Annotated in this window: 16 protein-coding genes; 6 read left to right on the top strand and 10 right to left on the bottom strand. The window is 62.8% G+C overall.

Translation table 11 applies throughout. The features are described 5' to 3' along the window. Nucleotides 1-84: 84 nt before the first annotated feature. From hemL to AD663_RS23535, 3 genes are read right to left on the bottom strand one after another with little or no spacing between them, the layout of a single operon-like run. The gene (gene hemL, locus AD663_RS23545) at nucleotides 85-1,368 is read right to left on the bottom strand and encodes a glutamate-1-semialdehyde 2,1-aminomutase (protein ID WP_003185734.1); all 1,284 of its coding nucleotides are present in this window, start codon (nucleotides 1,366-1,368) and stop codon (nucleotides 85-87) included. Between the two features lie 27 nt (nucleotides 1,369-1,395). Then, nucleotides 1,396-2,022 (bottom strand): thiamine phosphate synthase, encoded by a 627-nt coding sequence (thiE, locus tag AD663_RS23540; protein ID WP_003185732.1) that lies wholly within the window; start codon nucleotides 2,020-2,022, stop codon nucleotides 1,396-1,398. A gap of 17 nt (nucleotides 2,023-2,039) precedes the next feature. Beyond that, nucleotides 2,040-2,837, bottom strand: coding sequence for a hydroxymethylpyrimidine/phosphomethylpyrimidine kinase (locus tag AD663_RS23535; protein WP_003185731.1), 798 nt, complete (start codon nucleotides 2,835-2,837; stop codon nucleotides 2,040-2,042). A gap of 405 nt (nucleotides 2,838-3,242) precedes the next feature. Here AD663_RS23535 and AD663_RS23530 point away from each other — a divergent pair, with 405 nt between their 5' ends. The 4 genes from AD663_RS23530 to AD663_RS23515 all read left to right on the top strand — a co-directional run bounded on the left by AD663_RS23530 (nucleotide 3,243) and on the right by AD663_RS23515 (nucleotide 9,734). Next, nucleotides 3,243-5,627 carry a hybrid sensor histidine kinase/response regulator gene (locus AD663_RS23530; RefSeq protein WP_003185729.1) on the top strand — a complete coding sequence of 795 codons (2,385 nt, stop codon included), beginning with the start codon at nucleotides 3,243-3,245 and terminating at the stop codon, nucleotides 5,625-5,627. A gap of 74 nt (nucleotides 5,628-5,701) precedes the next feature. Then, nucleotides 5,702-7,351: an acyl-CoA dehydrogenase family protein gene (locus AD663_RS23525; protein ID WP_003185728.1), complete on the top strand. Its 1,650-nt coding sequence runs from the start codon at nucleotides 5,702-5,704 to the stop codon at nucleotides 7,349-7,351. A gap of 178 nt (nucleotides 7,352-7,529) precedes the next feature. After that, a complete protein-coding gene (gene amn, locus AD663_RS23520; RefSeq protein WP_172680636.1) occupies nucleotides 7,530-9,029 on the top strand; it encodes an AMP nucleosidase in 1,500 nt (499 codons plus the stop codon). A 138-nt stretch (nucleotides 9,030-9,167) separates the two neighbouring features. Then, a complete protein-coding gene (locus AD663_RS23515) occupies nucleotides 9,168-9,734 on the top strand; it encodes a pseudouridine synthase (protein ID WP_172680635.1) in 567 nt (188 codons plus the stop codon). On the opposite strand, the gene AD663_RS23510 is transcribed toward AD663_RS23515, so the two are convergent. Next, nucleotides 9,729-9,938, bottom strand: coding sequence for a DUF2788 domain-containing protein (locus AD663_RS23510; RefSeq protein ID WP_003185724.1), 210 nt, complete (start codon nucleotides 9,936-9,938; stop codon nucleotides 9,729-9,731). The two genes, AD663_RS23515 and AD663_RS23510, sit on opposite strands and share 6 nt — an antisense overlap. Nucleotides 9,939-10,182: 244 nt before the next feature. Next, nucleotides 10,183-10,662, bottom strand: coding sequence for an Lrp/AsnC family transcriptional regulator (locus tag AD663_RS23505; RefSeq protein ID WP_003185723.1), 480 nt, complete (start codon nucleotides 10,660-10,662; stop codon nucleotides 10,183-10,185). 414 nt (nucleotides 10,663-11,076) lie between these two features. On the opposite strand from AD663_RS23505, the gene AD663_RS23500 reads away from it, so the two are divergent. Continuing rightward, the gene (locus AD663_RS23500; protein ID WP_003185722.1) at nucleotides 11,077-12,087 is read left to right on the top strand and encodes a DUF6515 family protein; all 1,011 of its coding nucleotides are present in this window, start codon (nucleotides 11,077-11,079) and stop codon (nucleotides 12,085-12,087) included. Between the two features lie 67 nt (nucleotides 12,088-12,154). Here AD663_RS23500 and AD663_RS23495 read toward each other — a convergent pair whose 3' ends face one another. Both AD663_RS23495 and AD663_RS23490 read right to left on the bottom strand, forming a co-directional pair. Continuing rightward, nucleotides 12,155-13,048, bottom strand: coding sequence for a cation diffusion facilitator family transporter (locus AD663_RS23495; RefSeq protein ID WP_003185721.1), 894 nt, complete (start codon nucleotides 13,046-13,048; stop codon nucleotides 12,155-12,157). Nucleotides 13,049-13,076: 28 nt separating this feature from the next. Continuing rightward, nucleotides 13,077-13,496 carry a hypothetical protein gene (locus AD663_RS23490; protein ID WP_003185719.1) on the bottom strand — a complete coding sequence of 140 codons (420 nt, stop codon included), beginning with the start codon at nucleotides 13,494-13,496 and terminating at the stop codon, nucleotides 13,077-13,079. Nucleotides 13,497-13,591: 95 nt separating this feature from the next. Here AD663_RS23490 and hrpB point away from each other — a divergent pair, with 95 nt between their 5' ends. Continuing rightward, nucleotides 13,592-16,111: an ATP-dependent helicase HrpB gene (hrpB, locus tag AD663_RS23485; protein ID WP_053214628.1), complete on the top strand. Its 2,520-nt coding sequence runs from the start codon at nucleotides 13,592-13,594 to the stop codon at nucleotides 16,109-16,111. Nucleotides 16,112-16,129: 18 nt separating this feature from the next. On the opposite strand, the gene AD663_RS23480 is transcribed toward hrpB, so the two are convergent. The 3 genes from AD663_RS23480 to AD663_RS23470 all read right to left on the bottom strand — a co-directional run bounded on the left by AD663_RS23480 (nucleotide 16,130) and on the right by AD663_RS23470 (nucleotide 19,209). Next, complete coding sequence (locus AD663_RS23480; RefSeq protein WP_003185714.1) at nucleotides 16,130-17,365, bottom strand: hypothetical protein; 1,236 nt, start codon at nucleotides 17,363-17,365, stop codon at nucleotides 16,130-16,132. A gap of 13 nt (nucleotides 17,366-17,378) precedes the next feature. After that, nucleotides 17,379-18,458: an endonuclease/exonuclease/phosphatase family protein gene (locus AD663_RS23475; RefSeq protein ID WP_033046297.1), complete on the bottom strand. Its 1,080-nt coding sequence runs from the start codon at nucleotides 18,456-18,458 to the stop codon at nucleotides 17,379-17,381. A gap of 88 nt (nucleotides 18,459-18,546) precedes the next feature. Next, nucleotides 18,547-19,209: a YciC family protein gene (locus AD663_RS23470; RefSeq protein ID WP_053214627.1), complete on the bottom strand. Its 663-nt coding sequence runs from the start codon at nucleotides 19,207-19,209 to the stop codon at nucleotides 18,547-18,549. Between the last annotated feature and the right edge of the window lie 69 nt (nucleotides 19,210-19,278).

Here is a 19,278-nt window from a genome sequence, read left to right as displayed (position 1 = left end):
TCACGGATAAATACGTAGGAAAAGGGCGGACGGTTGTCAGTAATAACTGACGCCGGTGTCAGCCAGCGTCAGTTATCCACAAGCTTACTTCAGGGCAGCGAAGGCGCGCTCGGCCGCATCGAGGGTGATTTTCAGCTCGGCCTCACCATGGGCGATAGAGGTGAACCCGGCTTCGAATGCGCTCGGTGCCAGGTAAACGCCACCGTCGAGCATCAGATGGAAGAAGCGCTTGAAGCGATCGGCGTCGCTGGCCATTACGTCTTCGAAGGTCACGATGTCATCGGCGCCACTGAAATACAGGCCGAACATGCCACCGGCCTGGGTGGTCACGAAGGGAATGCCGGCCGCGTCGGCACGGACCTGCAAGCCATCGAGCAGGCGGGTGGTGTAGTCGGTCAGCTCGGCATGGAAGCCCGGGCGGCTGATCAGGCGCAGGGTGGTCAGGCCGGCGGCCATGGCCAGCGGATTACCCGACAGCGTGCCGGCCTGGTAGACCGGGCCCAGCGGCGCGATGCACTCCATGATGGCGCGCTTGCCGCCGAAGCAGCCGACCGGCATGCCGCCGCCGATGATCTTGCCGAAGGTGCTCAAGTCCGGTGTTACGCCGTAGTGGGCCTGGGCGCCACCAAGGGCTACGCGGAAACCGGTCATCACTTCGTCGAAAATCAACACCACGCCATGTTGGTCGCACAGGCTGCGCAGGCCTTCGAGAAAGCCCGGCGCCGGAGGCACGCAGTTCATGTTGCCAGCCACCGGCTCAACGATGATGCACGCCACTTCCTGACCGACTTCGCCGAGCAGCTTCTCGACTTCTTCAAGATCGTTGAACGGCAGGGTCAGGGTGTGTTTGGCGAACGCTGCCGGTACACCGGCCGAACTCGGCACACCTTGGGTCAGGGCGCCAGAGCCGGCCTTGACCAGCAGGCTGTCGGAGTGGCCGTGGTAGCAGCCTTCGAACTTGATGATGCTGTCGCGACCGGTGAAGCCTCGCGCCAGGCGGATCGCGCTCATGGTCGCCTCGGTGCCGGAACTGACCATGCGCACCATTTCCATCGACGGCACGATCGAGCAGACGAGGTCAGCCATTTCGGTTTCCATGGCGGTCGGGGCGCCGTAGGACAGACCGTGTTGCAGTTGATTGCGCACCGCATCCAATACGTCGGGATGGCTGTGGCCGAGGATCATCGGACCCCACGAGCCCACGTAGTCCACATAGCGCTTGTCGTCTTCATCGGTGACGTAGGCGCCTTCGGCGTGCTTGAAGAACAGCGGGGTGCCGCCGACGCTCTTGAATGCACGAACGGGCGAGTTCACGCCGCCGGGGATGTGTTTCTGGGCGTTGGCAAACAGGGTTTCGGAACGGGACATGGTTGGGCTCTCGAAAACGGAAAAAGTCTATTTGATCTGCAACAGGGCGTTGAAGGCGCGAGCGCGGCGCGTCACTTCCCCCGTGCTGTCGGCGCCGAACAGGCCGTGGACCACGGCCAGCAGGTCGACACCGTGGGCCACCAGCGGGGCGGCGTTGTCCAGGGTGATACCGCCGATGGCGCAAACCGGCACATGCAGTTTGATATGGGCCTGTTCCAGCAGTTCAAGGTTTGCGCTGGGCGCGCCGGGCTTGGTGTTTGAAGTGAAGAAGCGCCCGAACGCGACGTAGCTGGCCCCTTCGGCGGCGGCCTGCTCGGCCAATTCCAGGCTGGCGTGGCAGGTGGAACCGATGATCGCCTGGCGCCCGAGCAGGGCACGCACCGGCGCCAACGGTCCATCGGTCTGGCCCAGGTGAACGCCGACGCCCAGGCGTGCGGCCAATTCGGCATCGTCGTTGATGATCAACTGGGTCTTGTAGCGCTCGCACAGGTTGCGCAGCGCTTCGGCTTCGCGCAGACGCCGGGCCTCGTCGCTGCTTTTATCGCGGTACTGCAACAGGGTCACGCCACCTTCCAGCGCGGCTTCTACATATGCGAGGAACTTGCCGGCCAGCAGTTGGCTATCGGTGATGGCGTAAAGGCCACGTAATTTCATTCCACAGGCCTCCGGTGCTACGAGCAGAAATCCAGCGGCAGGCGACGCGGTACGAACTGGCCTTGGCCCAGTTGTTCGGCGTCGCGCAGGGTGCGCCAGGTGTAATCCAGTGCCGTCTTGACGGCGCTGGCGAGCTGTTCGCCCTGGGCCAGCCGCCCGGCGAGGGCGCTGGCGAGGGTGCAGCCGGAACCGTGGTAGCTGCCGGGCAGGCGTTGGCAGGTAAACGTTTCGCGGCGGCCGTCGCGGCTGTACAGGCGATTATGGACTTCATGTTCGTCGCCGTGGCCACCGGTGATCAACAGGTGCTTGACGAAGGGCAGCAATTTTTCGGCGCACTCATCGGCGCTGCCCTCGGGCAGTTCGGCAAGAATGCGCGCTTCAGGCAGGTTGGGGGTGGCGATGATGGCCAGGGGCAAGAGGCGTTCGCGCATGGCGTAGCCGACTTCATCCTTGCCCAGTCGCCCGCCGCCACCGGCGCGCAGCACTGGGTCGCAGACCATGGGCAGGTGCGGGTGCGCCTGGAGCAGTTCGACGACGGTGTCGACCATTTCCAGCGAGCCGAGCATCCCCAGCTTGACCGCCGCGACCTGCGAATCGTTGAGCACGGCGTTGGCTTGCGCCAGGACCCACTCCCGATCGAGTACGCGGAAATCACTGACATTGACCGTGTCCTGCACGGTCAATGCGGTCACCGCAGGGGCGGCATGACAGCCCTGGGCGAGCAGGGCTTCGATATCTGCCTGCAAGCCGGCGCCACCACTGGGATCGTGGCCGGAGAGACAGAGGACAACGGGGCGAGAGCTGTAGATATTCATGGTGCGCGAGCTTACCACCAAACCTGTTTTATCGGTGCTCGGACGCTGAGGGTTTTGTACTGAGTGGCTTGCTGGTGAGTGCTTTTGTGGCGAGGGAGCTTGCTCCCGCTGGGCTTCAAAGCGGCCCCGGTTTTTGGGAGCGCTTCGCACTCCAGCGGGAGCAAGCTCCCTCGCCACAATGACCCGCGAGTCGCCGACCTGACCAATGGAACAGCTCTATCTCAATGGTTTGCTCTGAAACGCCCGTTCTAGAGCCTTCTGTAGGAAAAATTTCAATGGTGCAATTTGGCCATCAGCGGCTATGCTAGACATGGATCCAACCAATAACAGGTAATGCCGGTTTTACGTCTACTCAGGGAATGGGGGGCTTCCTGACTCAACCGGACAGGCCACGCTGGGGCTTAAATGCGCTATTTGCTGATGTTGCTGCTGTGCTTGTCCCCTCTGGCAAGTGCCCTCGAATTTGATGAGTTCACCCAAAGCCTGCCCTTGGGCCATGCCCTGCAAGTGCTGGAAGATGCGAACGGCACGGCCACCATCGACGATGTGCTGGCTCAGGCCTCGGCGGGCGCTTTCAAGCCCCACGACAAAGCTACGCTGAATGCCGGTTATTCGCGGTCAGTGTTCTGGCTGAAAATCGACCTGCACTACCGCCCCGGCAATCCGGATGCCCAGCGCACCTGGCTGCTGGAACTGGCGTATCCGCCACTCGACCATCTCGACCTGTACCTGCCCGATGCCGGGGGCGCGTATCGCCTGGTTCGCCAGACCGGCGATGCGCTGCCGTTCGCCAGCCGCGAGATTCGCCAGAACAATTACCTGTTCAGCCTGGCTTTCAAGCCCGAGCAGCAACAGACCCTGTACCTGCGCCTGCAAAGCCAGGGTTCGATCCAGGCACCGTTGACGCTGTGGTCGAGCACCGCGTACCTCGAACAACAGCCGTTGCGCCTGTATGTGCTGGGGATCATCTACGGCGTGTTGCTGGGCATGCTGGTCTATAACCTGTTCATCTACCTGAGCGTGCGGGACACCAGCTACCTTTACTACATCGTCTATATCGCCTCGTTCGGCCTGTACCAGTTATCGGTCAACGGCGCGGCCGTGGAATATTTCTGGCCGGACAACCCCTGGTGGGCCAACGCCGCGACCCCGTTCTTCATCGGTTGCGCGGGCCTGTTTGGCAGCCAGTTCGCCCGCAGCTTCCTGCAAACGGCCCAGCATAGCCGCTGGCTGGATCGCCTGTTGCTGGCGTTGATCGCCTATAGCGCCGTGGTGGTCGGGCTGTCGCTGATGACCAGCTATGCCCTGGCGCTGCGCCTGGCGACGCTGCTGGCGCTGGTGTTCACGGTGGTGATTTTTACCGCCGGGCTGTTTGCCTGGTGGCGTGGCTTGCGGGTAGCGCGTTATTTCATCATTGCCTGGTCGGCGTTTCTGTTGGGGGGCATCGTCAACACGCTGATGGTGCTCGGTTATCTGCCGAACGTATTCCTGACCATGTACGCCAGCCAGATCGGCTCGGCCATCGAGGTGGCGCTGTTGTCCCTGGCACTGGCCGACCGCATCAATGCCATGCGCGAGCAGCAGGCCCAGACCTTGTTCGATGCCGGACAGACACTGGAAGTGCTCAACCAGCAACTGGCCCAAGGCAACAAGCTGAAGGACGAATTCCTCGCCACCCTGACCCACGAACTGCGCACGCCAATGAATGGCGTGATCGGTTCGTTGGAGCTGATGGAAACCGTCGAGATGGACGACGAACTGACCCAGTACCAGCAGACCGCTGCCGGTTCGGCGCGGGACATGATGCGCATGGTCAACGGCATGCTGACCCTCACCGAATTGCAGGCGGGCAAGCTCAAGGTCCACCCGGCACCGTTCAGCCTGCGCGGGGTGATCGATGCCCTGCAGATGCAGTTCGGTGCCAACGCTGCGGCGAAGGGCCTGGATTTCAAAGTGGATGTGGCCCCGGGCTTGGCGGACCGGTTGCTGGGCGACAGCGGCAAACTGGCCCAGTGCCTGGAGTGCCTGCTGGACAACGCCATCAAGTTCACCCGCGTGGGCGGCCTGGCGCTGCGGGTCAGCGCAAAGCCGACGGAGCTGGATCGGCTGGCGCTGTCTTTCGCGGTGATCGACACCGGTATCGGCTTCACCGACCTTGGGGAGGCGACCCTGTACCAGCGTTTCTTCCAGCTCGACGGCTCGATGACCCGCGAGTACGGCGGCCTTGGGGTCGGCCTGGCGATCTGCCGACAACTGGTGGAGCTGTTGGGCGGGCGTCTGACCCATACCTCCGAGCCCGGTCGCGGCAGCCGTTTCCAACTGGATGTCGAATTCGACGTTGCCTTGCCGGCGGCCGTGCCCACGACGTTTTCCTTCGGCAGCCGCCAAGACTCGCGCCTGCCCGAGGATTGCACGGTGCTGCTAGTCGATGACAACAGCGTCGATCAGTTGGTCATGCGCGGCATGTTGCTCAAGCTCGGCTACCGAGTGCGCAGCGCTGACAGCGTCCGCGCGGCCTTGGAGCTGTTGCATTGCGAGAGCGTCGACGCGGTGCTGCTCGATTGTCAGTCGGCGCCGTTGGACGGTGTCTCGGTCTGCTGCCAAATCCGCGCGCTGCCCGGCTGCGAAGACCTGCCGGTGCTGGTGGTGAGTCCGAACCTGGGGCAGGAATGCTGCCCGTCGGGCGCCTTGGTCGATTACCTGAGCAAACCGGTGAAATTCGAAGCATTGCAGGTGATGCTCCAGCGGCGGGTGCTGTGTCCGAAACAGGGTGAAAGCGCCGATATTTAGGCGTATATGACACTTTGTTCGGCCTGGAGGCGATGCTTAACTGAATCCCTGCTGGCCGATCGAGGAGCCCCGTCATGAACCTGCACCAGTTCGCTGAAACCCACGACGTCACCAATCAGCCGCCCCCCCTGGATGGCGCCAACCTGTACCGAATCGACCTGCCCCTGCAACAATGGTCGCAGCGTTTCGGTGCAGGCTGGGCGCAGGCGCGGATCGATGCGTATGGCGCGCTGGCCGGCGGGCCGCTGATGGAAGCGGGGTTCCTGGCCAACCAGAACAAGCCGGTATTTTCCAGCCATGACCGCTACGGCCATCGCATCGACCTGGTGGAATTCCATCCCGCTTATCACCAGTTGATGCGTGCCGCTGTCGAGCACGGCTTGCCCAGTTTGCCTTGGGCTCATCCCCAACCGGGGGCGCACGTTGCCCGAGCGTCCATGACGTACCTGCACAGCCAGGCGGAGGCCGGCACCGGTTGCCCGCTGACCATGACCTTCGCCAGCGTGCCAGCCCTGCGCTTGCAGCCTGACCTGGCCGAGCGCTGGCTGCCGAAGGTGTTGGCCACCGAGTACGATCCGCGCAATGTCGGCATGGCCCACAAGGCCGGGGTCACCCTGGGCATGGCAATGACCGAGAAACAGGGCGGCACCGATGTGCGGGCCAACACCACCAAGGCTTTCCCGGTGGGCGCCAGCGGTCCGGGCCAGGCCTATGAACTGGTGGGCCACAAGTGGTTCTGTTCGGCGCCGATGTGCGACGCCTTCCTCACGCTGGCCCAGACCGACAAGGGCCTGACCTGTTTCCTGCTGCCGCGCCACCGCCCCGACGACACGCGCAACCAGTTCTACATCCAGCGGCTGAAAAACAAGCTGGGCAACTGCTCCAATGCCTCCAGCGAAGTCGAGTTCCGCGGCGCACTGGCCTGGATGATCGGCGAAGAGGGGCGCGGTGTGCCGACGATCATCGAGATGGTCGCCATGACCCGCTTCGATTGCATGGTCGGCTCCAGCGCTCTGATGCGCCAGGCGCTGACCCAGGCCAGTCACCACTGTGCGCACCGCAAGGTCGGCGGCAAGCTGTTGAGTGAGCAACCGCTGATGCAGAACGTTTTGGCCGACCTGGCGCTGGAAAGCGAATCCGCGCTGGCCTTGAGCCTGCGCATGGGCCGGGCGTTGGATCACTTGAGCGACGAGCACGAGGCCAAGTTCGCCCGGCTGGTGACGGCGGTCGGCAAATACTGGATCTGCAAGCGCGCCCCCGCGATGATCAACGAAGCCGCCGAATGCATGGGCGGTGCGGGCTACGTCGAGGACAGCATCTTGCCCCGTTTGTATCGCGAAGCGCCGGTCAATTCGACGTGGGAAGGCTCGGGCAACGTGCAATGCCTGGATGTGCTGCGGGCGTTGTCCAAGGAGCCCGGCGTCCTGGAAGTGCTGTTCAGCGAACTGGGCGATGGCCACGGCGACAAGCGCCTGGCCAGCCACATCGACCGGTTGCAGGCAGCGTTCAAGGACACCGACGACATCCAGTACCGCGCCCGGCAATTGACCGAAGACATTGCGCTGGCCTTGCAGGCCAAGCTGTTGCTCGAAGCGGGCAACAGCGATGTCAGCGATGCCTTTATCGCCAGCCGCCTTGGCTCGGCTGGTCGGGCCTACGGCGCCTTGCCCCGGGGCCTGAATGTCGAGGCGATCGTGGCGCGCTCTACCCCCCACGGATTCTAGGCAGGCTACGGCCAACACAGAATCCTGTGGGAGCGGGCTTGCTCGCGAAGCGGTGTGCCAGCCGCCGAAGAGGCTGGATGTGCCGACGCCTTCGCGGGCAAGCCCGCTCCCACAGGTTTTCATGACTCCGAGAATACCCACTACGCCACTGTTCCCGTCGGGCGGCGATGCAGGCAAGATGAAGGCTTGCAAGTCAGAACACAGGAAGCTGATCGTGACCGAAGCGTTTATTGTCGTTCAAACCGCCGAACAAGCCGTGGATCGTCTGGCGGCCCTGCACGAGCGTGCGACCACTGCGTTGAACCAGGCGCTGATGCGCTACCTCAAGGACCGTGTCGAGCCCGACGCCGAGCAACGGGCTTTGTTTCGGTATCCGGCCCTGCGCCTGACCTATCACTGCCACGGCGAAGTCCCGCAAACCACGCGCGCCTACGCCAAGGTCCAGCTGCCGGGCACCTACAGCGTCACCGTCACCCACCCGGCCGCGTTCCGTAAATACCTGCTGGAGCAGTTGGTCCCGCTGATGCACGACTTTACCGTCACGGTGGAAGTGGGCGTCAGCGAGCAGAACATTCCCTACCCATACGTGGTGGAGCAGGGCGACGAACTGGCCGGTTCCGGCGTGACCGCTGCAGTGCTGGCGCGGGTATTCCCCAGCACCGACCTGTCCGCCGCCACCGATGGCATCGCCGACGGCCTCTACGACTGGGAAAACACCGACCCGCTGCCCCTGGCGCTGTTCGACGCTGCCCGGGTGGATTTTTCCCTGCGCCGGCTGGTGCATTACACCGGTAGCGACTGGCGCCACGTGCAGCCATGGATCCTGCTGACCAACTACCATCGCTATGTCGACCAGTTCATCGTCCATGGCCTGGAGCAACTGCGCAGCGACCCGCGCTTCGTGCGCATGGTCCTGCCGGGCAACGTGATCATCGACAAGAACATGGATCACAGCGAAGCGTCGGCCATCGCCGCTGGCGTGGTCTGGCACCGCTATCAGATGCCCGCTTATCACCTGCAAGCCAGCGATGGCCATGGGGTGACCCTGGTGAACATCGGCGTCGGCCCGTCCAACGCCAAGAACATCACCGACCACCTGGCCGTGCTGCGACCGCATTGCTGGCTGATGATCGGCCACTGCGGCGGGCTGCGGCAGTCCCAGACCATTGGCGACTACGTGCTGGCCCACGCCTATATGCGCCGCGACGGGATCCTCGACCGGGTGGTGCCGCCGAACATTCCAATCCCGGCCCTGGCCGAAGTGCAAATGGCGCTGCAACAGGCGGCAGCGAACGTCACAGGTGAAAAGGGCGATGAGCTGAAAAAGCGCCTGCGCACCGGCACCGTGCTGACCTATGACGACCGCAACTGGGAGCTGCGCTGGGCCCAGGAGCGTCCGTTGATCAACCTGTCCCGCGCCGTGGCGGTGGACATGGAAAGCGGCACCATCGCCGCCCAAGGCTATCGCCTGCGGGTGCCGTATGGCACCTTGCTTTGCGTTTCGGACAAACCGCTGCACAGCGAGATCAAGCTGCCGGGTTCGGCCAACGCGTTCTATGAGCGGGCGGTCAACCAGCACCTGAAGATCGGCATCGCCGCGCTGGATCTGCTGCGCACCGAGCTCAATTCGTTGCATTCGCGCAAGCTGCGCAGCTTCGACGAGCCGCCGTTCCGCTGATTCGGCGGTGGTCATTTAGCGGTCAGGCCACTAGCATTAGCGGCCCTGACCGCTGGATCTCGTGCCGCCATGCCCCGTCCACCTCGCCCCATGTCCCGCCGCCCTGGCGTGAAGCCTCCAGCAACCGCCCCGCGCCGGGTGGCCAAGGCGCCGCCGGCCGAGCCGAAGCTGATCCTGTTCAACAAACCTTTCGATGTGCTGACGCAATTCAGTGACGGCGAGGGGCGGGCGACGCTCAAGGATTTTATCGACGTGCCTGGTATCTACCCGGCCGGACGATTGGACCGCGACAGCGAAGGGTTGCTGTTGCTCACCAATGACGGGCAATTGCAGGCGCGTATCGCCGATCCCAAGCACAAACTGGCCAAGACCTATTGGGTGCAGGTGGAGGGTGAGCCGAGTGCCGAGCAGTTGCAGCGTTTGCGTGATGGGGTGGAACTGAACGATGGCATGACCTTGCCAGCCGAGGCGCGCCAACTGGACGAACCGCAACTGTGGCCGCGCAACCCGCCGGTGCGCTTTCGAAAAAGCGTGCCCACCAGTTGGGTGGAATTGGTGATACGCGAGGGGCGTAACCGCCAGGTACGGCGCATGACTGCGGCGGTGGGCTTGCCGACACTGCGCCTGGTGCGGGTCAGGATCGGTGACTGGACAATCGAAGGGCTCGATCAAGGCCAGTGGAAGGAAGTGCCAGCGCGCTTATAAGGCCCCGGACTCGATCAGGCCGATCACCACGCTCTTGATGACGAACGCGGCCACGCCCAGGCCCAGCACGAAAAACAGGATGAACGAGCCGAAACGCCCGGCCTTGGACTTCTTCGCCAGATCCCAGACGATGAAACCCATGAAAATGATCAGGATGCTGACCAGGCCAGTCATCATCCACTCTTCGAAAACAGCAGGATCCATCGGGCACTCCGGCGTGGGCGCGGTTGAAAAGGCGGGGCGAGTATACGGCACAGGACGGGGGCCGGGGATTGGCCTGCGGCGGTGTGTCGCAGCTATTCATCGGCTGGGCTGGCGCGTTGTGGCGAGGGAGCTTGCTCCCGCTCGACTGCGCAGCAGTCGCAAACCGGTCCACAGGCAATACGGCCGAAGCTTGGGGTCGCTTCGCAACCCAGCGGGAGCAAGCTCCCTCGCCACAAAAAAGCGGTCAGCTGCGCAGGTGAGTCAGCGGCAATTCGGTGCTGTTGAGCACCTGGTTCAGCACAAAGCTCGAACGCACGCTGGTGACGCCATCGATACGCGTCAGGTGCCCCAGCAGCAATTTCTGGTAATGATCCATGTCCGGCACCACCACCTTGAGCTGGTAGTCCGCGTCCATACCCGTCACCAGGCTGCACTCCAGCACTTGCGGCAGGTTGCGGATAGCCGCTTCGAAGTTCTCGAAACGCTCGGGGGTGTGGCGGTCCATGCCGATCAGCACGTAGGCGGTCAGGCTCAGGCCGAGCAGCTTGCGGTCGAGCAGGGCGACTTGACGGGTGATGTAGCCGTCGTCCTCCAACTGCTTGACCCGTCGTGAACAAGGGGAGGGTGATAGGCCGATGCGTTCGGCCAGCTCCTGATTGGAAATGCGCGCGTCGCGCTGCAATTCCGCCAGAATGCTCAGGTCATAGCGGTCCAGTTTGCTCATCGGTCGTGCCTTTATCTCGATAATTGCGGCGGATTATCTATCCGGGGTTAAAAATTGCGCAAGTGGTGTTTATTAACGCAATCTTCGCAATCATCCGTCGGTGCCCGGCCCTTATCCTTATCACCAAGATCACTGCTCGGACAAACAGTCCAGTGCGGCCCGCCCAATCAGGCCGGCTGCGGTCGCGGCACCCACCGGTGTCGGCAGACCCCCGAGCTGCACACTGTCCAGAAGACGGCGTGAGGTGAGCCGACGTCAAAAGCGTCGAGCACGGACGAAATTCTCAAGGGGAGGCCGACGGGTCTCCCTTTTTTATGCCTGCGAAATAAACCCCGCGACTGATAACCTGTTGCAGAACCGGCCTGGGCGTTCTCCAGTCTTATCATCAGGCCCTGAACCGTTGTGAGGAATAACATGAAGTCGCGCATCTGGCGTTTGGCAGGTGTTGGTCTGTTGTGGGCAAGTGTCAGTGCGCAGGGAATGGCCGATGATCAGCAAAATCCTGGTGGTCCGGACGGCGGTCGCGGCCATGAAGGGCGCGGCGGCAACGGTCAGGGTTACTCGGGGCAGCAGCGGCCGCAGAGCAACGAAATCATTCGCGGCGACAACAGTCGTCAGTTCGAGGTCCAGCCACAGCCCCGAAACCAGGGAGGGGGCCAGCATTATGAACGTTCGCCCCAAGACCCCAATGGCTATGGCCGCCCGCCGCAGCAACCTGGCAACAATCTGCCGATCCAGGGCCGGCCCGACAGCGTGAACCAGACCCGGGAGCCGCAACCGGGTTATTACCGTGACATTCCGCGCCGCAACGACGGTTATCCCAATGGCGGTCCGCGCCCAGGTCATGACAATCGCCCCGACCAGCACTGGTCCGGTCGGCCGGACGGCCATGGCAATGGCTGGGGTCCGGGCCCGCAGTATCGTCCGGGTTATGTGATCGACCGCTTCCCGGATCGCAACTACCGCGTGCCTTATCGCGGCCAGGATTATTTCTACTCCGGTGGCTACTGGTATCGCCCCCAAGGTCCGCGCTATGTAGTGGTCGAGCCGCCGCGGGGCATTCGCACCCGTTACCTGCCGGATTACGCCAGGGAAGTATGGATCGGCAGTTCGCTGTTTTTCCTCGCCGCCGGTGCCTATTACATCTACGAGGCCAATACCCAGGACTACGTCGTGGTCGAGCCGCCAGTGGCCAACCCGCAACCCCAGCCCCAGGGCAACAACTATGATGTAGTGGCCTACCCGGCCAACGGCCAGTCGCCCGAGCAGGTCAATCAGGACGGGTACGATTGCTATCGCTTTGCGGTGCAGCAGAGTGGTTTCGATCCGCGCAACTACACCTACCCACCAGCACCGGAAGTGGTGCAGACCTATCGCCAGGCCCAGGGCAGTTGCTTGAGCAGTCGTGGGTATCAGGTTCAGTAGCAGCTTCAAGTTGCAAGCTCCAAGCTCCAAGCTGCAAGTAAAAGCTGATCGCGATTCGGCTTGCCGCTTAAAGCTTGCCGCTTGCAGCTGTCTTTACTGGATCAGCATGCACCAGCACCTCGGCCTTTGGATAAGCGCGATGGATGGCGTCGGCGGCCTGGTCGCTGATGCCATGGGCGACCGACAGGGTCAGATCGCCCGGCAACTCCAAATGCAATTGCACGAACCAATGGTTACCGGAGATCCGCGTGCGCAGGTCGTGGGCGCCCAGCACGCCGGGCACGGCACAGGCCAGTTCCAGCATGTGCTGGCTGACGTCGGGTGGCAATTCCTCGTCCATCAGTACCGCGAAGCTTTCCCGGGCGATCTGCACCGCGCTCCATAAAATGTACGCAGCGATGCCCAGGCCGAACCAGGCGTCGAGCTGATACCAACCAAACCCGGCCAGCACCAGGGCAACCAAAATACTGCCGTTGAGCAGCAGGTCGGAGCGATAGTGCAGCGAGTCGGCGCGCACGGCGTTGGAGCCGGTGGCCTGGACGACCCGGTGTTGCAGCGCCAACAAGGCCAGGGTCAGCCCGAGGGAGAACACGATCACGCCGACGCTGAGCCAGGGCGCGTCCACTGGGACGGGCTGTTTCAGGCGCTCGAATGCCTGCAAGGCAATCAATACGGCACTGCCGCCGATGAACAATGCCTGGGCCATGCCGGCCAGGGATTCGGCCTTGCCGTGTCCGTAGCGATGATCATCGTCGGCGGGGCGCAGCGCGTAATGCACCGCCAGCAGGTTGAGCAGCGAGGTGACGCCATCCAGCGCCGAGTCGGTCAGGCCGGCGAGCATGCTCACCGAACCGCTCAGCCACCAGGCCAGGGCCTTGGCAACGACCAGGATAAGCGCCACGGCCACCGACGCCCGGGTGGCCAGGCGTAGCAGGCGTGCATGTTCGGTTGCGGTGGTCATGGCGCGGTCGTTCCTTCTATGGCGCGCATCACGCGGCTGGTTTGAGCCCAAGTGCAGCCAGTTGTTGCGCACTGCCTTTATGCTGGATCAGGCGTGGGTCATCCAGCGGGAAGCTACGGCCCAATTCGCGCTCCAGGATTGCCTGCAGCTTGTGGTTGTTGACGGTGCCGTCCGGGTTGATGGCCGGCTTGAGTTTCTCTGGCTCGATCTGGACGCTTCTGCCCGGTTCGAAATAGATGGCGCCGGTGGCAAAGTCCACCGCGAACGCGATCAGGCCGGGGATGATGTAGAACAGCAGGCCGACGGCATCGAGCGCAGCGATGGCCGGGTCGATCTTGCCGTCGATCTGGCCGCGGCGGTCAGGGTAGAAGATCGAGCCGCAGGCGCTGATCTGGGTCAGCAGGGTGGCGACCAGGACGCCGCCGATCACGCGAAAGGGAATACGCATAACAATCTCCTGAGCAGGTAAAGGCGTTGCTGGTTGGAGTCCAGACCACGCTAAACAGTTCGCCGTTATACTCGGCCCTCTGTTTTGGAGCCAGCATGATTTCTTTGCCGATTGATGAAGTTTTACCCGCCCTGCGCCAGGCCTTGGCATCGCGCCATGAAGCCGTGCTCGAAGCGCCGCCCGGCGCCGGTAAAACCACCCGCGTTCCCTTGGCCCTGCTGAACGAGCCCTGGCTGGCCGGGCAGACCATCCTGATGCTTGAACCCCGGCGCCTGGCCGCGCGCGCAGCGGCCGAGCGCCTGGCCAGCGAGCTCGGGGAAAAAGTCGGCGAGACGGTTGGCTACCGGATTCGTCTCGACAGCAAGGTCGGTCCCAGGACCCGCATCGAAGTGGTCACCGAAGGCATCCTTACCCGCCGCTTGCAGGACGATCCGGCGCTGGAAGACGTGGGATTGCTGATCTTCGACGAATTCCACGAACGCAGTCTCGACGCCGACCTGGCCCTGGCCTTGAGCCTCAACGGCCGGGAGTTGTTTCGCGAAGACCAGCCACTGAAAATCCTGCTGATGTCGGCGACCCTCGAAGGCGAACGCCTGGCCGGGTTGCTGGACGATGCGCCGATCCTGCGCAGCGAAGGGCGCATGTTTGCGGTGACGGTGCGCTGGGGGCGTCCGTTCCAGCCCGGTGAATTCATCGAGCCGCGGCTGGTGCAGACCGTGCTGGAAGCGCTGCATGACGAAACCGGCAGCGTGCTGGTGTTCCTGCCTGGGCAGGCGGAGATCCGTCGCGTCCACCAACAATTGGCCGAGGCCTTGGGCGAGGGCGGCAACGTGTTGCTGTGCCCGCTGCATGGCGAACTCGATCTGGCCGCCCAGCGCGCCGCCATCGACCCGGCGCCGCCCGGTCAGCGAAAAGTGGTGCTGGCCACCAACATCGCCGAAACCAGCTTGACCATCAACGGCGTGCGGGTGGTGATCGACGCCGGGCTGGCGCGGGTGCCGCGTTTCGATCCGGGCAGCGGCATGACCCGCCTCGACACCCAGCGCATTTCCCGGGCCAGCGCCACGCAGCGGGCTGGTCGGGCCGGGCGCCTGGAGCCGGGGGTGTGTTACCGCTTGTGGTCCGAAGATCAACACGAACAATTGGCCGCTTATGGCAGCGCGGAAATTCTTTCGGCGGACCTGGCCGGGCTGGCCCTGCAATTGGGGCGCTGGGGCGTGACGCCGCAGCAATTGGTTTGGCTCGACGTTCCGCCCAGCGCCGCCTATGCCCAGGCACAGGATCTGTTGCAACGCCTGGGCGCGCTGGACGGTGAGCAACTGACCCGCCACGGCCAGGCCATGGCCGAACTGCCGGCGCATCCGCGCATCGCTCATCTGCTGCTGCGCGGTCAGGCGCTGGGGTTGGCGGAGATGGCGTGCAACGTCGCCGCGTTGTTGGGTGAGCGAGACATTTTGCGCGGTGCCGGCGCGGACCTGCACAGTCGTTTGGTCCTGCTATCGGGCGAAGAGCGCGCCTCGCGCGGCACTCAGGGCGGCGTGCAGCGGGCGCGGCAATTGGCCCGGCAGTATCGTGGCTACCTGCGAGGCAAGGCCGATGAAGCCGTCGCCGATCCCGATCATCCGCGCTGGCTCGGCGCGTTGCTGGCGCTGGCCTATCCGGACCGCGTCGCCCAGCAACGGCGGCCCGGTGGGGCGGAGTACCGTCTGGCCAATGGTCGAGCGGCGTTGTTCGCCGAGGCCGACAGCTTGATGAAACAGCCTTGGCTGGTGATCGCCGACCTGGGCAGCCGTCAGGGCCAGCGCGAAGAGCGGATCTACCTGGCGACGGATTTCGACCCGGCGCTGTTCGATTCGGTGCTGGCCGAGCAAGTCCGCGTGGTGGACCAACTGGATTGGGACGAGCGCGAAGGCGTGCTGCGGGCCGAGCGCCAGCGCAAGGTCGGCGAACTGGTCCTCAGCCGTGAACCGCTGACCGGCCTGGACGAATCAGCCCGCAGCCAGGCGCTGGTGAACCTGGTGCGGCGCAAGGGGCTGGAGCTGCTGCCCTGGACCCCGGAGCTGCGGCAATGGCAAGCGCGGGTGGCGCTGCTGCGTCGGCTGGACCTGGAGGCCAAGGGCGAAAGCGAATGGCCAGACGTCAGCGACACAGCTTTGTTGAAGACCCTTGAGCACTGGCTCATGCCGTACCTGGGACGAGTCTCGCGTCTCAGTCATTTCGCCAACCTGGACTTGTCGAGCATTGTCCGTAACCTGCTGCCCTGGCCGTTGCCGCAACGCCTGGATGAACTGGCGCCGCACCATTTGAGCGTGCCCTCGGGCTCGTCGATTCGCCTGGACTACAGCGAACATCCTCCCGTCCTGGCCGTGCGCTTGCAGGAGCTCTTCGGCCTGGCCGACACGCCGCGCATCGCCGGCGGCCGGCAAGTGGTCAAGCTGCACCTGCTGTCACCGGCACGGCGTCCGGTGCAAGTGACCCAGGATTTGGCGAACTTCTGGCGCAGCACTTATGCCGAGGTGAAGAAGGATCTGAAAGGGCGGTACCCCAAGCATTACTGGCCGGATGATCCGCTGGTGGCGGAGGCGACGGCGCGGGTCAAGCCGCGTAAGGCCTAGTGCCTGGTATCACAGATACTAGTTCAGATGCCTAGAGACGATGTCTGCAATCAAAACAGCTGTTTTTTCGGAGAAGGCCACTGATACCTGGCCGTTGGCATAATGGATTCTCGCCGGTGCGAGGGATTCGTCGCTTTCGGTCACGCCCTTTACAACGGCGTATCCGTTGACCGATACGGTCAGGCGAACTCTCTTGACCGGCAAGCCGTGTCCAAAGTCCTGTTGCAGGACGTCCGCTGGGACGATGCCTGAAATTCTGGGGTCCGATAGCGACGAATTTGCATCTCTATCGTAGTGGTTGAAGAACCGCTCGATGAGTACGCCGTCGACCTGCTCGAATGTGAACGCCAGTTTGTCAAACAGCCGATGTGGGTCAAATTCTTCTGTTTTCAGGCAGAACGTCAAAACCTTCAAGATGATTTGCGACCCTTTGAAGTCAGCGTCATCCAAAGGTGGGTGAGTGCTTTCGGAAAAATGGAGGCGGGTCAGATACAGGGCATCGTCCTTGACCAGGATATTCAAGTCGATTCTGGGAGGCGTGGGTTTTATCCCGGCAGATTTAATGCTGTACCATTCATAAAATCCGCCGAACCGGTCATGGATAGGCGTATTGGGTTTGCGTCCGTTGTGGATGTCGGATTCGTAATACAGCATGTTGGAACACAAGGACTCCGCCAGTTCTTCAGTTGGGGAGATATGTGCCCAAGGCCATTGCTCGATTGAAGTGAAGCGTTCGTCTTCCGTTTCGATCTGGCTCTTTAGATGATTTGTCCCTGAGCCGGCGAGGTAGCAGGTTCCAAAATTCTGCGTGGTCATCATGGCTTCGGGGCGATGAATATAGGCGTGCTTTCCACCTTTTCCATCCAGTAAAACGCCCAGTATGTGAAATGCCCCCGCGGTCCTGCTCATGCCCAATAGAACCTGGTCGATGGTGTTGGTATCGATCATGGCATCGGGCTGGTAGCCGAGCTTGATGTCAATCGACTTTGAAAGCGCCACCCAGAATTCATACGCCGATCGACAATCCCCCGCAAAGGCGAGCATGCCGCTGTTGTTCGGCAGGATGTAGGTTTTTCGCCCCATGCGCGCGATATGAAATGGTCCGCCATCATCATTCCAATCAGTGGGTATCAACCCCAGTGAAGGAATCCATACGGACAACGACTGGCGTTTGTCTGGACCGTCCGCGCTGATCAAACAGTCGGCGATCAAGTGCGGGTCATTCTCGGGGTTGATCAGGACGATTACGGTCACGGTGAAATTCCGTTCAAGGCATTGCCGGCAACAAAAACCGTGCAATCACCGGCAAATGATCGGAGATGCGCAAGGTATCGTCCTGCCGTACCTGGGCTTCGACCCGTTTGATTCGTGGGCTGTAGAACAGGTAGTCGACGGTGCGGTCGGGGCCGTTGAGGCCGGGGTCGTTGGGGTAGTGGGTCAGCCAGTGTTCGCGGTCGATGCCGCTGGCCTCGTTGTTGGTGGGGATCATCGGGTATTTGTCCCACAGCAGGTGCAACGGGCTGTCGGCCGAGTAGGGCGTGCGCTGTTCGGCAGGCAAGCGCCGATACTGGCCCAGGGGCAGCAGGTTGAAATCGCCACCGATCAGCCATGGCGTGCCGGAGGATTCGAGTTTATCCAGCGCCTTGGACACGGCGCTGACCTGGCTGGGCAGGGTTTCGTCTGGTGCAGTGGCCCTTTCCAGGTGGGTGTTGAGCACCACCAACTGACCGCCGCCGCTCAGCGCCAGGGTGCTCGCCAACAGGGCATTTTTGGGTTGGAACTGCCGGCTGACGAAGTTGGCGTCGGCCACCGGCAGTTGCACCCGTTCGGCGTGGTCGATGCGGTAGCGGCTCAGCGTCGCCAGCTGCCGGCCGACGCTGCCGAAGATGTGGGGGAGGGGGATGAAATCGGCCTTCCAGTCGAAGGCGCTGGTGGTGCATGGATAGAGATCGGCCAGCCGTTCGTGCAAGAGTTTGAGCTGGTCCTGGTAATCGCTGGCCTTGGCGCCGTTGTCCAATTCCTGGAGCAGCACAACGTCCGGCTGTTCGTCACGGATCACCCGTGCCACTTCGTCGAGGCTGAAGGCCATGTCTTCAAGGGTCGGGCTTTCGTCGTCGCCCTGGGCCAGGTCATGCCAGAACACATAGCGTTTGCCAGCCAGGAACTGCACGTTCCAGGTCATTACCTTCAGGGCCTGGCCAGGCATCAGCGGTGCCGCGTTGGCGCTGCAACTGACTGGCACGGCTTCCCGGGGTTGGGGGCGCCAGGTCAGGCCGTAGATCGAAAGGGCGGCCAGGCTGAGGATCAACAGCAGGCCCAGCAAGGTGTAGCGCAGTAGACGGGTCATGGCTCGGCTTATGGGCGATACGCAAAAGTGATCCCGAGCATACCCGAGAGCGGTTCCCAGGCCCAAGCCCGGAGCCGTCGCCGTGTCGTCAGCGATTGCCGGGCGTCGCTTCGATCAGCATGAACAGACGGTACAGCACCACGCTGGTAAACAATTGCAGGAAGCTGTGGACGCTGTCGATCAACAGGCTGACCAGTGGATTCTGGGGCGCAGGGTACACCGAGATGCTGGCGCCCTTGAGCAGCCACAGCGGGGCCATGACGCAGAGGATGCACAGCAGGATCCGCCAGAAATTGCCGCGGGTCATGTTCAGGCTTTCCTTCATCGCCGCCAGCGGCGTGAGGCCCCTCAATACCAGCAGGTATTCACTGAAGGCCAGCGTCACCATCAGCCACAGGCCCGGCAGGAAGTACAACGACAGGCCGACCAGAATCAGCAGCGTATTGAGGGCGGTCAACAGGGCGAAGCGTGGCCACAGGGTCACGCCCATTGCGAGCAGGTCCCGGGGGCGTGGTGATTCGCCGCGACTGCGGGCGTCGAGAAACAGGATCAGTGCGGCGGTGTAGAGCGGATATACCAGCAGCCCGACGACCACGCTGTAGCCGGGGAAACCCTCGGGGCCGACGGCGCTGTCCACGCCTTGCTGCAGCAGGGCCTCAAGTATCACCAGCGGCAGGCACAGCTGGGCGATCCGGCCCAGATGACGCTTGAAGAAATACAAAGAGTCGCGCAACACGTCAAACGGATTCATGGGTCGGTATCGCAGTTCCAAAGCGGTCCGACACTTTAAACTGATCGGGCGCTTGCATGAAACAAACGT

Source organism: Pseudomonas sp. Q12-87 (genome assembly GCF_001269755.1).
Classification (GTDB): Bacteria; Pseudomonadota; Gammaproteobacteria; order Pseudomonadales; family Pseudomonadaceae; genus Aquipseudomonas; species Aquipseudomonas fluorescens_S.
The sequence above is the reverse complement of the archived record's forward strand: the minus strand, read 5'-3'. Positions and strand labels throughout refer to the sequence as shown.

Bases quoted from the DNA above. Each gene is read 5' to 3' on its own strand.
- AD663_RS23505 (WP_003185723.1), bottom strand. From the start codon at position 10,662: ATGAGCAAACTGGACCGCTATGACCTGAGCATTCTGGCGGAATTGCAG.
- AD663_RS23535 (WP_003185731.1), bottom strand. From the start codon at position 2,837: ATGAATATCTACAGCTCTCGCCCCGTTGTCCTCTGTCTCTCCGGCCAC.
- AD663_RS23475 (WP_033046297.1), bottom strand. From the start codon at position 18,458: ATGACCCGTCTACTGCGCTACACCTTGCTGGGCCTGCTGTTGATCCTC.
- AD663_RS23525 (WP_003185728.1), top strand. From the start codon at position 5,702: ATGAACCTGCACCAGTTCGCTGAAACCCACGACGTCACCAATCAGCCG.
- AD663_RS23490 (WP_003185719.1), bottom strand. From the start codon at position 13,496: ATGCGTATTCCCTTTCGCGTGATCGGCGGCGTCCTGGTCGCCACCCTG.
- AD663_RS23495 (WP_003185721.1), bottom strand. From the start codon at position 13,048: ATGACCACCGCAACCGAACATGCACGCCTGCTACGCCTGGCCACCCGG.
- AD663_RS23510 (WP_003185724.1), bottom strand. From the start codon at position 9,938: ATGGATCCTGCTGTTTTCGAAGAGTGGATGATGACTGGCCTGGTCAGC.
- AD663_RS23530 (WP_003185729.1), top strand. From the start codon at position 3,243: ATGCGCTATTTGCTGATGTTGCTGCTGTGCTTGTCCCCTCTGGCAAGT.
- AD663_RS23500 (WP_003185722.1), top strand. From the start codon at position 11,077: ATGAAGTCGCGCATCTGGCGTTTGGCAGGTGTTGGTCTGTTGTGGGCA.
- hrpB (WP_053214628.1), top strand. From the start codon at position 13,592: ATGATTTCTTTGCCGATTGATGAAGTTTTACCCGCCCTGCGCCAGGCC.
- AD663_RS23470 (WP_053214627.1), bottom strand. From the start codon at position 19,209: ATGAATCCGTTTGACGTGTTGCGCGACTCTTTGTATTTCTTCAAGCGT.
- thiE (WP_003185732.1), bottom strand. From the start codon at position 2,022: ATGAAATTACGTGGCCTTTACGCCATCACCGATAGCCAACTGCTGGCC.
- hemL (WP_003185734.1), bottom strand. From the start codon at position 1,368: ATGTCCCGTTCCGAAACCCTGTTTGCCAACGCCCAGAAACACATCCCC.
- amn (WP_172680636.1), top strand. From the start codon at position 7,530: ATGAAGGCTTGCAAGTCAGAACACAGGAAGCTGATCGTGACCGAAGCG.